Source organism: Frigoribacterium sp. AP1 (assembly GCF_056680555.1).
Genome location: NZ_CM155288.1, coordinates 253,178 through 266,123, shown reverse-complemented (window position 1 = coordinate 266,123; position 12,946 = coordinate 253,178). Strand labels below are relative to the sequence as shown.

Below are 12,946 nucleotides of genomic sequence, written 5' to 3'. Positions count from 1 at the left end.
GTCGGCCTGCGGGCCGTGACACCGACGAAAGGCCCCTCATGGCGAGCACCGAGCCCACCACGACCGCGCGCGTCGCCTCGACCGACGCCTCGTCGGTCGACGTCTCGCCGGTCGGTGCTTCGGCACCCGAGGCGGCCAAGACCGTCGTGGTCGTCCTCTTCGGCGGCCGGTCGAGCGAGCACTCGATCAGCTGCGCGACGGCCGGGGGAGTCCTCTCGGCGATCGACCGCGCCCGCTACGACGTGGTGCCCGTGGGCATCACCGTCGACGGGGCGTTCACCCTGCAGCCCGATGACGCGGCGAGGTTCGCGCTCGACGCCGAGACGCTGCCGACCGTCGTCGACAACGGCACCCGCGTGCACTGGCCCGAGTCGTCCGCCACCCGCGAGCTGACCGTCACCGAGCCCGACGGTACGACGCGCCTGCTGGGCGAGGTCGACGTGGTGTTCCCGATCCTGCACGGTCCGTTCGGCGAGGACGGCACGGTGCAGGGCCTGCTCGAACTGACCGGGCTGCCCTACGTCGGGGCGGGCGTGCTCGCCTCGTCTCTCGGCATGGACAAGCACTTCACGAAGACGGTGCTGCAGGCCGCCGGCGTGGCCGTCGCCCCGTGGCGCACCGTCCGTCGTCGTGACTGGGACGCCGCGCCCGAGCGTGTGGCCGCCGACGTCGAGCCGCTCGGCTACCCGATGTTCGTCAAGCCCGCCCGAGCCGGGTCGAGCGTGGGGGTGTCGCGCGTCGACGTGCCCGCCGACCTCGCCACGGCCATGGCCAAGGCCTTCGCCGAGGACCACAAGGTCCTCGTCGAGTCCGCGGTCGTCGGCCGCGAGATCGAGTGCGCCGTGCTCGGTGGACGCGACGGGGCGGCGCCCCGCACCTCGGTCGCGGGTGAGATCGTCCTCGCGAGCGACACCTTCTACGACTTCGAGTCGAAGTACCTCGGTGCGCCCGGGGCCGACCTGGTCTGCCCGGCCGACCTCGCCCCGGGCGACCTGGCCGAGATGCAGCGGCTCGCCGCGCTGGCCTTCGAGGCCATCGACGGCACGGGCCTGGCTCGCGTCGACTTCTTCCTGACCGAGGACGGCTGGGTGATCAACGAGGTCAACACCATGCCCGGCTTCACGCCCATCTCGATGTTCCCCGCCTGCTGGCTCGCGAGCGGCCTCAGCTACCCCGAGCTGATCGACGAACTCATCGCGCTCGGCCTCGAGACCGAGCGCTGACGGCGGCACAGCGCTGACGGAGACCGACGCTGACGGAGAGCGGGCGCCCCCGCGACCGGCCCTACGGCGCCGGGGTCGGCGTCGGCGTGGGCGTCGCCGAGGGCTTGTCGGCCGACCCGGCCGAGCCGGGCAGGTCGCCGGCCCCGACGCACTTCATGCCGTCGTTCGGCAGGTAGCCGACCGCGTCGGCCAGGTCGCGCAGCACGTTGCCGCCGTTCGCCTTGGTGGTGTCGACGACCACCTGGACGCCGGGTTCGCGGCCGTACGTCGTGAGGATCGAGGTCTCGGCGTCGTCCGGGTCTTGATCGACGAGCCAGTCGACGCCCTGGATGTCGTAGCAGGGCAGGTCGGACACCGCGGGCGTCTCGACGCCGCAGTGCAGCAGCACGCTCGTCGGCGAACCCCAGGCACCGGTCGCCTGAGCGTCGGTCTCTCGGCGGCCTTGCCCGTCGTCGACGACCTCGGGCAGGTGGACGGTGACCTGGGCGCAGGCCGGGTCGTTCGCCCCCGCGGCGGGCTGCATCGGGACGGCTTGCGAGCAGCCGACGAGCGTCGTCGCGAGACCGGCCCCGACGAGCACGAGGGCCGAGACGCGAAGACGGGGACGGAGGCGCGCGGCGAGGCGCGAGGACGGGTTCGACATCGCATCCAGGCTACCGTTCAGCACATGGAACGACGCTCCACCGACCCCCGCCCGGACGACGCCGACACCGTCGAGGGCGTCGGCGAGCTCGCCACCCTGGCCCGCATCCTGCCGCGCCTGCCCCGGGGCGACGACACTCTGCTCGGTCCCGGCGACGACGCCGCCCTGGTCGCGGCGCCCGACGGCCGGTTCGTGGTGACGACCGACCTCATGGTGCACGGCCCCGACTTCCGTCGTGCCTGGTCGACGTCGTACGACCTCGGCTGGAAGGCCGCGGCGTCGAACCTGTCCGACGTGGCGGCGATGGGCGCGCGGCCCACGGCGCTGGTCGTCGCCCTCGCGGTGCCCGGTGACACGCGCGTGACCGAGCTCGAGGCCTTCGCGGACGGCCTCCGCGAGGGCTGTTCCGCGATGGCCCCGGGCGCGGGTGTCGTCGGCGGCGACCTCTCGGTCTCGCCGACCTTCACGGTCGCGGTGACGGCGTTCGGCGACCTCGAGGGGCGCGCGCCGGTGCGGCGGGACGGAGCGCGCGTCGGCGACGTCGTCGCGGTGTCGGGGGCGCTCGGCCGTTCGGCGCGCGGACTCGACCTGCTGTTCCGTCTCGGTGTCGAGCACGAGGGGGTGCCCGACACCGCCGCGGCCGTCGCCCTGCGCGAGCGGGACCCGGACGTCGACTGGCACCTCGCCCCCACCCCACCCGTGGCCGACGGCCGCTCGGCGGCCTCGGCCGGGGCGACCGCGATGCTCGACCTGTCGGACGGCCTCGCCCTCGACGCCGGTCGGGTGGCCCGCGCCTCCGGCGTCGTGGTCGACCTGTCGGCCCGGGCGCTGGGCGACGACCCCCGGCTCGCCCTCTCGGGCGGCGAGGACCATTCCCTCTTCGCCACGTTCCCGCCCGACGTCGCCTTGCCCGGTGGTTTCCGCGCCGTCGGCACGGTCCGCGATCCGGCAGGAGGCGCGCCCCGCGTCACCGTCGACGGTTCCGACCTCGGCGAGTCCGGCGGGTGGGACCCGTACCGCTTGTGGTCCGGGGCGCAGGGCTGACGAGCCGACCCGCGCCTCCTGGTCCGGGTCAGTCGCGCAGCGCGAACCAGACCGTCGTGTCGCCGTACTGCTTCTTCACGTCGAGGGTGAGGCCGTCGGGCCAGCCCGGTTCGCCGTCACGCGAGGCGCGCTCGACGACGACGAGGGCCTGCTCGTCGAGCGAGGGCAGCAGGGCCGTGAGGTCGGCGGTGAGGTCGGCGGCCGACAGCTCGTAGGGCGGGTCGAAGAAGACGAGGTCGACGAGCGCCGAGCCGCCCTCGAGGTACGACCGCACGGGCTGGGCGACGACGTCGACTCGCGGGGGAGTGCCCCGGGGCGGTCGGGGTGCCCGTGCCAGGACCGACTCGACGTTGCGGCGCAGCACCTTCGCGGCGGCCGGGGCCTTCTCGACCAGGACGACCGAGGCGGCACCCCGCGACGCCGCCTCGAGCCCGAGGCCACCCGTGCCGGCGTAGAGGTCGAGCACGCGCCGGCCCCGGATCTCGTCGCGTGCGTCGAGCGACGAGAACAGCGCCTCACGCACCCGGTCGCTCGTGGGCCGCGTCCCGACCTTGGGGACGACGAGCGAGAGGTTGTCGGCGAAGCCGGAGATGATGCGGGACATGGGGTCAACCATGCCAGGTCGACACGCGACACCCGGCGCGCATCGGGCGCGCACCCGGCACGCACGTGGTTCGAGCATCCCGACAACGCATCACCGTCGACCACCCCGCCCGGTCGTCGGACCTGCACAACCGAGTTGGCGGTGCCCGCCGACGTCGGCAGCATCGGTGCCATGACCAGCGTTGATCGTACTGTGAGGCCCTCGTTCACGAAGTCGCTGTTCGCCGGGCGCATCGCCTCCGAACTCGTCTTCCCGTACCCGCAGATGACCGCGGCCGAGAAGGCCCGGGTCGAGACGGTCTCGGCGTCCGCCCGCGAGGTGCTCGCCGGCTACGACCCGCTGAAGGCCGAACGCGACGGGTGGATCGGCGACGACCTCGTGCGCGAACTGGGCGAGCGGGGTCTGATGGGACTCTTCGTCTCCGAGGAGTACGGCGGTCTCGGGCTCGGCCAGAGCGCCTACTGCCGCGTGTACGAGGAGTTCGGTCGGGTCGACGGCACCCTGGCCACCGTCATGGGGGTGCACCAGTCGATCGGGACGAAGCCTCTGCACCTCTACGGCACCGACGACCAGAAGGCGCGGTGGCTGCCCGACCTGGCGAGCGGCCGGAAGCTCGCGGCGTTCGTGCTCACCGAGCCGAACGTGGGCAGCGACGCCTACGCGCTCGAGACCCGGGCCGAGCGGCAGAGCGACGGCAGCTGGCTGCTGAACGGCGAGAAGCGGTGGATCGGCAACGGCGACAAGGACGTCCTGACCGTCTTCGCGCAGAGCGACCTCGGGCACGTCGCGCTGATCGTCGAGAAGGGCACGGAGGGGCTGAGCACCGGCCCGCGGTTCGAGACCCACGGCCTCAAGGCCAACCACCTGCAGCGCGTGCACTTCAAGGACGTCCGCGTGCCCGCCGAGAACCTGCTCGGCGAGCCGGGTGACGGCTTCCGCATCGCGGTCAACACGCTCAACAACGGTCGCATGTCGATGGGGACGGCCATCGCCGGCGGCATGAAGAGGTTCCTCGAGCTGAGCCTCGAACACACGGAGGCGCGGCAACAGTTCGGCAGGCCGCTCGCGGACTTCGAGATGGTCGGCGACAAGCTCGCCTGGATGACGCAGCAGATCTACGGCGTCGAGTCGATGTCGTACCTGACCACGGGCCTCGTCGACCGCGGCGACACCGACTTCGCGCTCGAGTCCGCCCTGACCAAGGTCGCCGCGAGCGACACCGGCTGGTACGCCCTCAACCGGGCCGTGCAGCTGCACGGCGGCGAGGCGTACATGGAGGGGCACCCGCTGTCCAAGGCCCTGCGCGACTTCCGCATCTTCCCGATCTTCGAGGGAGCCAACGACGTCCTGCGCGCGTTCGTCGCCCTGAACGGCCTCAAGACGCTCAGCGAGGAGCTGCCCGACGTCGCGTCGCTGCGACTCGGCGACCCCGGTCGGGCGCTCGGGGTGCTCGCGCCGTACGTCGCAGGGCGCGTGCAGCGACGCATCCGGCCCGAGCGGCCGGTCGGGGTCCATCCCGCGCTCGCCAAGCAGGCCGCCGAGCTCGGCGACCAGGTCTCGCGGCTGCGCGAGCGCACCGAGGGGGCGCTCCGCAAGCACGGCAAGAAGGTGCAGGAGAAGCAGCTCGTCCAGAAGCGCCTCGCCGACGCGGCGAGCGGCATCTACGCGCAGACGGCCGTCCTCTCCCGGGCCTCGACGGCCCTGCAGGAGGCGCGGGCCGACTCCGACGCCGAGCGTCACCTGGCCGTCGGCTTCTGCAAGCAGTCCGCCCGCGGAGTGGGACGGCAGCTGCGGGCCCTCGAGGTGAACGACGACGGGCACGTGGCCGACCTCGCGAAGTCGACCCGCGCCTCCGGCGGGTACTCCTTCTCGCTCTGATCACGGGCGGGCCCGACGGGGTCCGGCGCAGCCTGGCGCGGGCGCTGTCGGGGGCGGGCGCTAGCGTGGTGTCCGTGCCCGACTCACCCCTCGACGCGTCGCTGGCCGGGGCCCTCGGCGGCCGGACGGCCACCGCCCTGCAGAAGGCCTTCGGCCTGCGCACGGTCGGCGACCTGCTGACGCACTTCCCCCGGCGCTACGCCCGTCGGGGCGAGCTCACGGCGCTCGACCAACTGCCCCTCGGCGAGTCCGTCACGATCGTGGCCCAGGTGCTCGACGTGCGCGAACGCACGATGCGCGCCCGGCGCGGGTCGATCCTCGAGGTGCGCATCGGCGACGGCCAGGGCATCCTGACGCTCACCTTCTTCAACCAGGCCTGGCGGGCCAAAGACCTGGTGCCGGGTGCTCGGGGCATCTTCGCCGGCAAGGTCGGCGACTACCGGGGGCTCCGTCAGCTGGCTCACCCCGACTACGAGCTGTTCGACGCCTCTCACGAGGCCGTCGCCGGGGTCGGCGACCAGCAGGCCCAGAAGTGGGCGAAGCAGCCCATCCCGATCTACCCGGCCAGCGCCTCCGTCGCGTCCTGGCAGGTGCAGAAGTCGGTCGAGGTGCTGCTCGACGGCCTGCCGCCGATCGACGACGTGGTGCCGGCGTCGGTCCGGTCCGAGCTCGACCTCATGCCCGTGTCCGAGGCGTACGAGCGCATCCACCGTCCCGAGACCGACCGTGACCACCTCACGGCCCGTGACACCCTGCGGTTCGACGAGGCCTTCGTGCTGCAGAGCGCCCTGCTCCAGCAGCGGGCGCTCGTGCGTCGATCGGCCGCCACCCCACGCCGTGCCACGCCCGACGGCCTGCTCGCCACCTTCGACGCCGCCCTGCCCTTCGACCGGACGGGCGACCAGCGCCTCGTCGGCGACGAGATCACCCGCGACCTCGAGGCCGAGGTGCCCATGAACCGCCTCGTGCAGGGCGAGGTCGGCTCGGGCAAGACCCTCGTCGCCCTGCGGGCGATGCTCGCGGTGGCCGAGAGCGGTGGCCAGTCGGCCCTGCTGGCCCCGACCGAGGTGCTCGCGGCACAGCACCTGCGGTCGATCACGGCCACACTCGGGCCCGACCTGGCGGCCCGACTGCGCCCGACCCTGCTGACCGGTCAGATGACGGTCGCCCAGCGCAAGAAAGCGCTGCTGTCGATCGTCAGCGGCCAGGCGCACGTCGTCGTGGGCACCCACGCCCTGATCAGCGAGACCGTCGAGTTCTTCGACCTCGGCCTCGTCGTCGTCGACGAGCAGCACCGCTTCGGCGTCGACCAGCGTGAGGCGCTGCGGAAGAAAGGCGCCAAGCCGCCGCACGTGCTCGTCCTGACCGCGACGCCGATCCCGCGCACCGTGGCCATGACGGTCTTCGGCGACCTCGACGTGTCGACCATCGCCGAACTGCCGAAGGGCCGCCAGCCGATCGAGTCCTTCGTCGTGCCCCTCGCCGACCACCCGACCTGGGGCGGCCGCATCTGGCAGCGCTCGGCCGAGGAGGTGGCGAAGGGGCGACAGGTGTTCGTCGTCTGCCCGGCGATCGACGCGGTCACGGCCGAACCCGGCGACCCGCCCGACGCCGACGTCGGACCCGGCGACGATCAGCCCGGGGTCGACGCGTCGGTCGCTCCGGCACCCGAACGCGCGAGCGTCGAGGGGGTCATGGCCCGGGTGCCCACGATCCCCGTGCTGCAGGGCCTGCGCGTCGAGCCCCTCCACGGGCGCATGTCGTCCGACGAGAAGGACGACGTCATGCGTCGCTTCGCGGCCGGTGACATCGACGTGCTCGTCGCGACGACGGTCATCGAGGTGGGGGTCGACGTGCCGAACGCCTCGACCATGGTCGTGCTCGACGCCGACCGGTTCGGCGTCTCGCAACTGCACCAGTTGCGCGGTCGCGTCGGCCGCGGCGGTCACCCGGGGCTCTGCCTGCTCGTCACCCATGCTGCGGCCGACACCGTGGCCCGCGAGCGGGTCGACGCGGTCGCGGCCACACTCGACGGCTTCGAGCTCGCGCAGGTCGACCTCGACCTGCGTCGCGAGGGCGACGTGCTCGGCAACCTCCAGTCGGGCGGCCGGTCGTCCCTGCGTCTGCTGCGGGTGGCGCGCGACGGCGACCTCATCGGCCTCGCCCGCGAGCACGCGGCCGAGGTCCTCGACGCCGATCCTCGCCTGGTCGACCACCCCGCCCTCGCCGCGGCCATCGCGCGTCGACTCGACGACCGGGGCCGCGAGGCCATGGGCAAGAACTGAGCGCGCCGTGGTGCGTGACGCGTCCTCGACCCCGCCGTCGCCCTGGGTGTCCGTCCGGGGTCGGCGGGATACAGTGACCGGATGAGCAGGATCGCCGTCGTGCCGGGTTCGTTCGACCCCGTGACCCTCGGTCACGTGGACGTGATCGCCCGGGCCGCCAACATCTTCGACGAAGTGCACGTCCTCGTCGTGCACAACCCCGAGAAGAGTGCGCTCCTGCCCCTCGCGCAGCGCGTCTCCCTGCTCACCGAATCGCTCCGGGCGGCCGGGCTGCCCGAGACCGTCACGGTCCACAGCTGGAGCGTCGGGTTGCTCGTCGACTACTGCACCGAGGTCGGGGCGAGCGTGCTCGTCAAGGGCATCCGATCGCAGGTCGACGTCGCCTACGAGACCCCGATGGCGATCATGAACCGCAGCCTCGCCGGTGTCGAGACCGTCTTCCTGCTCCCCGACCCGGCCCATGCGCACGTGTCGAGCTCGCTCGTGCGGCAGGTGGCCTCGCTCGGCGGGGACGTGTCGCCCTACGTGCCCGAGGCCGTGGCCGCCTACCTCAGCACCACCTGACCCCGACCCCACCCGACGAGGACGCCGCGATGACCACGACCAACGACCCCACCGTCGAGCCCGCCGCCGTCCGCGCGACCGGCTCCGGGCCCACGATGTCGCTCGCCGAGGTCCAGCAGCGCGCGAGGGGCATCCTCGAGGCCGTGGCCACCGTGATCGACGGCAAGGACGGCGCCATCTCGACGGCGCTCACGGTCCTGCTCGCCGAGGGTCACCTGTTGATCGAGGACGTCCCGGGCGTCGGCAAGACCCAGCTGGCCCGGGCACTCGCCAAGGCGGTCGACGCGACCGTCACCCGCATCCAGTTCACCCCCGACCTGCTGCCGAGCGACATCACGGGCGTCTCGGTCTACGACCGGCAGAGCGGCGGGTTCGAGTTCAAGCCCGGTCCCGTCTTCGCCAACGTCGTCATCGGCGACGAGATCAACCGCGCCTCGCCGAAGACGCAGTCGGCGCTGCTCGAGAGCCTTGAAGAGCGCCAGGTGACGGTCGACGGCATCACGCACCCGCTGCCCTCACCCTTCCTCGTCGTGGCGACGCAGAACCCCGTCGAGATGGAGGGCACCTACAACCTGCCCGAGGCTCAGCGCGACCGGTTCATGGCCCGCATCTCGTTGGGTTACCCCGATGCCCGCAGCGAGCTGCGCATGCTGCAGCAGCGCGAGCGGGTCAGCCCACTCGACACGCTGCGCCCGCTCGTCTCGCTCGACGAGCTGACGCGCATGATCGCCGCCGTCCGCACGGTCTACACCGCGCAGGCGGTCGAAGAATACGCCGTGCGGATCGTCCAGGCGACGCGCGTCCACCCCGACGTGCGTCTCGGGGCCAGCCCCCGCGCGACCCTGCAACTCATGCGGGCGGCCAAGTCCTGGGCCGCCCTCAACGGCCGAGGCTACGTGGTCCCCGACGACGTCGACGCCCTCACCGGTCCCGTCCTCGGCCACCGGGTCATCCTCGCCGGCCGAGCCGGGGCGGGGGCGGTCTCGGCGGCCTACGACCTCGTCGCCGAGGTCGTCGAACAGACCCCCGTCCCGCTCGGCGACGCGACCGACGCCCGCTGACCGTGAGACGGGGTGGGGTCCCCAGGCCGACCGGCCGTGGCGTCGGCGTGCTCGCCGCCGGGGTGCTCGTCGTGCTCGTGGGCTGGCTGCTGCAGGCCCCGCCCCTCGTCTTCGCCGGCTCGACGCTCGTCGTCCTGATCGTGGCCGTCACGCTCTCCCTGCTCTTCCGCACGGCCGACGTGCGGGTCACCCGTCGCTTCACTCCCGACCGTGGCGTCGCGGGGTGGTCCGCCGTCGAGACGGTCACGGTCCTTCCCCGAGGGGGTCGGACCAGCGGTACCGTGCGGGTCCGCGAGCAGCTGCCGTTCGGGCGACTGTCCGACTCCGAGGCCGCGGCCGTCCTGCTCGTGCCGGGCCGTGCTTCCTCGGCGGTCTTCCGTCACCACGACCTGCCGCGCGGTCGGCACCGCATCGGACCCCTGCACGTCGACCTCGTCGAGTCGTACGGCGTCGCCCGGCGACGGGTCGTGGCGGCCGGCGTGGCCGAGTTAGTCGTCGTGCCCGACGTCGTCGAGGTGGGGCTGGGACGCGAGTCCCGTGCCCTGGGCGACGGGTCGAGACGGCAGCGCGAGCACAGCCTGGCCGGTGGCGAGGACGATCCGGTCACGCGTGAGTACCGCCGGGGTGACCCGATGCGTCGGGTGCACTGGAAGGCCACGGCCCGGCACGGCGAGCTCATGGTCCGACAAGAAGAGCAGCACGGCCTGCCCAGCGCGCGGGTCGTCATCGCCGTCGCAGCCGAGGGATGGTCCGACGCGCGCCCGACGGTGCCGCCGACGAGCGGCGTCCGGGCGAGGTCGGCGACCGCCGCGATCCCGCTCGTCAGCGACGCCTTCGAGTGGGCGGTCTCGTTCGCCGCGACGATCGCGGTCGAGGTCGGCCACGCGGGGTCGGCGACCGTGCTGACGACACCCGGCGGCACGCTCGTCGCCCGGCACGACCCGGAGTCGACCACGGGGTTCCTCGACGACCTCGCCGACCTGCGGCTCGACGACGCGCTCGGGGCACCGGCTCCCGCCCCGTCGCCCCGGGAGCCCGTCGTGGCGGTCGTCTCGGGACTGGGCCGGCTCGATCTCGAGCTGCTCGTCGCCTCGAGGGCTCCCGGGTCGTCGGCGGTCGCCGTCGTCGTCACCGCCGCCCTGCCCCTCGGTGCCGGCCTGACCTCACGACCCGCACGCCTCGCCGACGGTCCGGGCCGGGGCGACGACCGCGTGCTCGCCCCCGACGAGGTCGCCGGCGCCCTGCGCGACTCCGGCTGGCGGGTCGTCGAGACGGACTCGAGCGTCGACGTCGGCCGCCTGATCACGACCTCGGGGGTCCTCGATGACTGACTCGCCGACCCGCGTGGGGTTCTTCGGGGCCGAGCCCGCGGGCACGGCCCGCTGGCAGACCTCGGCCTTGCTCTGGCTCGTGCTCGTCCTCTCGCTCGCGAGCCTGCACCCCGTCTTCGTCGGGGTCGGTTGGTGGGTCGCGGGGGCCGTCGTGGCCGCCGTGGTGCTGGGGGGCTCCCTGGCGGTCCGGGCGCTGGGAGGCGCCTCCTGGCTGGGCGTGGTCGGCGGGGCGGTCCTCGGCGCGCTCGTCACGACGGCCTTCGCCTCCGGAGGGACGGCCCTGCTCGGGGTCGTGCCGACGGGGGCGACCTTCGCGCGCATCCCCGAGCTCTCGGCTCAGGCGAACGCGGCCATCGTCGAGGGATCGGCCCCCGTCGAGGTGAACGACGGCCTGCTGGTCACGGTGGCCCTCTCGGTCCTCGTGGTCGCCGTCGTCACCGACCTGCTGTCGTCGGTGGGGCAGCTGCCGGTCGTGACCGGGGTCTTCCCGGCCCTCGTGCTGGCCGTGCCGACCTTCGTGCCGGGCGTCGTCACGAGCTGGCCCTGGGTGGTGGCGACCGTGCTGGCCTACCTCGTGCTGCTCATGGTCTCCACCGGGCGACGACCCTCGCGTGCCGGCCTCGTCGGTGCTGCCGCGTCGGTCGCCGTGGCCGGGCTCCTGACGGCCGTCGTCCCCCTGACGGGCGTGGCGCCGTTGACCGGTTCGGGGACCGGCACCGGCCTCGCGACCGGCGTGAACCCGATCATCGACCTCGGCGACGACCTGCGGCGGGGTGCCCCGGTCACCGTCCTGTCGTACCGGACCGACGACCCGCAGGGAAACTACCTCAAGCTCGTCGACCTGGTGGACTTCTCGGGCCGCACGTGGAGTCCCGCCGACGTGCCGCTCGACCCGCTCAACACGCTCGACACCCTGCCCGACGCTCCCGGCATCGACCCGGGCACCGCACGACGCGACGTCACGACCGACGTCACGATCGGGGCGCTGCGCAGCCCGTACCTGCCCGTCCCGGTGCCGCCGACGACCATCGAGGGCCTCGACGACGGGTGGCGGTTCGTCGACGAGAGCGGCGTCACCGTCCGCAGCGACTCCGAGGGCACGCAGGGCCTCGAGTACGAGGTGACGAGTCGGCCCGTCGACCCGAGCCCCGAGCAGGTCGTCGCATCGCTCGACGACACGGGGCCCGACATGGCGCCCTACCTCTCGGTCGAGGAGGTGCCGCAGACCGTCACCGACCTCGCCGCCGAGGTGACCGCCGGCTCGGCCAACCCGTTCGACGCGGCCGTCGAGCTGCAGGACTTCTTCCGCGACGGCGACTTCACGTACTCGGAGGACACCCCGGTCCAGCGAGGCTACGACGGCAGCGGCCTCGACGCGATCGAGACGTTCCTGCAGGTCCGCAGCGGGTACTGCGTGCACTTCGCCTCGGCGATGGCGGTCATGGCCCGGACGCTGGGCATCCCGTCGCGGGTGGCCGTGGGCTTCCTGCCGGGCGACCTGCAGGGCGTGGGTGACGACGCCGCGTTCCGGGTGAGCAGCGACGACCTGCACACCTGGCCCGAGCTGTACTTCGCCGGGCTCGGCTGGGTCCCGTTCGAGCCGACCGTCGGCCTCGGCGCCCCCCAGCAGTACCTGCAGCAGACCGGTGTCGAGCCGAGCGACGTCCCCAGCGACGACGCCAGCACCGCGCCCGACGCGAGCACGGCCCCCTCGGCCTCGACCGCTCCGACCAGCGCAGCTCCGAGCGCGAGCGCCACGCCGACGTCCGCCGCCTCGGGTCCGGGCTCCGGCGTCGGGCCCGTCCCGTCGATCGCCCTGTCGGTGCTCGCGGCGATCGTGCTCGCCGCCCTCGTCGTCCCCTCGGGTCTGCGCGCCGGCCGTCGACGTCGTCGTCTGTCGGCGTCCCCGCCCGACCTGGCGCTGCACGCCTGGCACGAGGTGGTCGACACCGCTCGAGACCTGGGTGTCCCGGTGACGGCCACGATGACCCCGCCGGCCGTCGCCGACCTGCTGGCGCAGCGCCTCGGGGCAGGGGGCGCCGTGACCGGAACGGCGACGACACCGTCCTCCGGCCGGTCGCCCAGGGCCGAGGAGGCGCGGGTCGCCTCGGTCGCGCTGCTGGACGCTCTGCAGGCCGAGCGCTTCGGGGCCGAGCCGGCCGCTCGGCAGGTGCAGGCGGACGCGCGTCGCGTGATCGACGGGCTCCGCGCCTCCTCGTCCGTGGGGCAGCGCGTCGCGGCCACGATCGCGCCGCGATCGCTCGTCGGGGGCACGGAGGCGGCGTCCGGCTCGACGGCGTAAACTCTCTCTTC

The 12,946-nt window shown here is 73.4% G+C and carries 10 protein-coding genes; 8 read left to right on the top strand and 2 right to left on the bottom strand.

The genetic code is table 11. The features are described from left to right. The first annotated feature begins 38 nt into the window (after positions 1 to 38). Complete coding sequence (locus AC1MBW_RS01235; protein ID WP_480025198.1) at positions 39 to 1,223, top strand: D-alanine--D-alanine ligase family protein; 1,185 nt, start codon at positions 39 to 41, stop codon at positions 1,221 to 1,223. Between the two features lie 61 nt (positions 1,224 to 1,284). Here AC1MBW_RS01235 and AC1MBW_RS01230 read toward each other — a convergent pair whose 3' ends face one another. Then, a complete protein-coding gene (locus tag AC1MBW_RS01230; protein WP_480025197.1) occupies positions 1,285 to 1,866 on the bottom strand; it encodes a DUF3515 family protein in 582 nt (193 codons plus the stop codon). Positions 1,867 to 1,890: 24 nt separating this feature from the next. Here AC1MBW_RS01230 and AC1MBW_RS01225 point away from each other — a divergent pair, with 24 nt between their 5' ends. After that, on the top strand, positions 1,891 to 2,910 hold the full coding sequence (locus AC1MBW_RS01225; RefSeq protein ID WP_480025196.1) for a thiamine-phosphate kinase: 1,020 nt from the start codon (positions 1,891 to 1,893) through the stop codon (positions 2,908 to 2,910). A gap of 28 nt (positions 2,911 to 2,938) precedes the next feature. Here AC1MBW_RS01225 and rsmD read toward each other — a convergent pair whose 3' ends face one another. Beyond that, positions 2,939 to 3,514: a 16S rRNA (guanine(966)-N(2))-methyltransferase RsmD gene (rsmD, locus tag AC1MBW_RS01220; protein ID WP_054145633.1), complete on the bottom strand. Its 576-nt coding sequence runs from the start codon at positions 3,512 to 3,514 to the stop codon at positions 2,939 to 2,941. A gap of 171 nt (positions 3,515 to 3,685) precedes the next feature. On the opposite strand from rsmD, the gene AC1MBW_RS01215 reads away from it, so the two are divergent. The 6 genes from AC1MBW_RS01215 to AC1MBW_RS01190 all read left to right on the top strand — a co-directional run bounded on the left by AC1MBW_RS01215 (position 3,686) and on the right by AC1MBW_RS01190 (position 12,935). Then, a complete protein-coding gene (locus AC1MBW_RS01215) occupies positions 3,686 to 5,392 on the top strand; it encodes an acyl-CoA dehydrogenase family protein (RefSeq protein ID WP_480025195.1) in 1,707 nt (568 codons plus the stop codon). Between the two features lie 74 nt (positions 5,393 to 5,466). Next, complete coding sequence (locus AC1MBW_RS01210) at positions 5,467 to 7,677, top strand: ATP-dependent DNA helicase RecG (RefSeq protein WP_480025194.1); 2,211 nt, start codon at positions 5,467 to 5,469, stop codon at positions 7,675 to 7,677. Between the two features lie 81 nt (positions 7,678 to 7,758). Beyond that, positions 7,759 to 8,241, top strand: coding sequence for a pantetheine-phosphate adenylyltransferase (coaD, locus tag AC1MBW_RS01205; RefSeq protein ID WP_054145631.1), 483 nt, complete (start codon positions 7,759 to 7,761; stop codon positions 8,239 to 8,241). Positions 8,242 to 8,270: 29 nt separating this feature from the next. Beyond that, the gene (locus AC1MBW_RS01200; RefSeq protein WP_369700689.1) at positions 8,271 to 9,302 is read left to right on the top strand and encodes an AAA family ATPase; all 1,032 of its coding nucleotides are present in this window, start codon (positions 8,271 to 8,273) and stop codon (positions 9,300 to 9,302) included. A gap of 47 nt (positions 9,303 to 9,349) precedes the next feature. Next, on the top strand, positions 9,350 to 10,633 hold the full coding sequence (locus AC1MBW_RS01195) for a DUF58 domain-containing protein (protein ID WP_480025193.1): 1,284 nt from the start codon (positions 9,350 to 9,352) through the stop codon (positions 10,631 to 10,633). Then, positions 10,626 to 12,935 carry a transglutaminase TgpA family protein gene (locus AC1MBW_RS01190; RefSeq protein ID WP_480025192.1) on the top strand — a complete coding sequence of 770 codons (2,310 nt, stop codon included), beginning with the start codon at positions 10,626 to 10,628 and terminating at the stop codon, positions 12,933 to 12,935. Before AC1MBW_RS01195 ends, AC1MBW_RS01190 begins: the two co-directional genes overlap by 8 nt. Positions 12,936 to 12,946 lie beyond the last annotated feature (11 nt).

Bases quoted from the DNA above. Each gene is read 5' to 3' on its own strand.
- coaD (WP_054145631.1), top strand. From the start codon at position 7,759: ATGAGCAGGATCGCCGTCGTGCCGGGTTCGTTCGACCCCGTGACCCTC.
- AC1MBW_RS01200 (WP_369700689.1), top strand. From the start codon at position 8,271: ATGACCACGACCAACGACCCCACCGTCGAGCCCGCCGCCGTCCGCGCG.
- AC1MBW_RS01190 (WP_480025192.1), top strand. From the start codon at position 10,626: ATGACTGACTCGCCGACCCGCGTGGGGTTCTTCGGGGCCGAGCCCGCG.
- AC1MBW_RS01230 (WP_480025197.1), bottom strand. From the start codon at position 1,866: ATGTCGAACCCGTCCTCGCGCCTCGCCGCGCGCCTCCGTCCCCGTCTT.
- AC1MBW_RS01225 (WP_480025196.1), top strand. From the start codon at position 1,891: ATGGAACGACGCTCCACCGACCCCCGCCCGGACGACGCCGACACCGTC.
- AC1MBW_RS01235 (WP_480025198.1), top strand. From the start codon at position 39: ATGGCGAGCACCGAGCCCACCACGACCGCGCGCGTCGCCTCGACCGAC.
- AC1MBW_RS01215 (WP_480025195.1), top strand. From the start codon at position 3,686: ATGACCAGCGTTGATCGTACTGTGAGGCCCTCGTTCACGAAGTCGCTG.
- rsmD (WP_054145633.1), bottom strand. From the start codon at position 3,514: ATGTCCCGCATCATCTCCGGCTTCGCCGACAACCTCTCGCTCGTCGTC.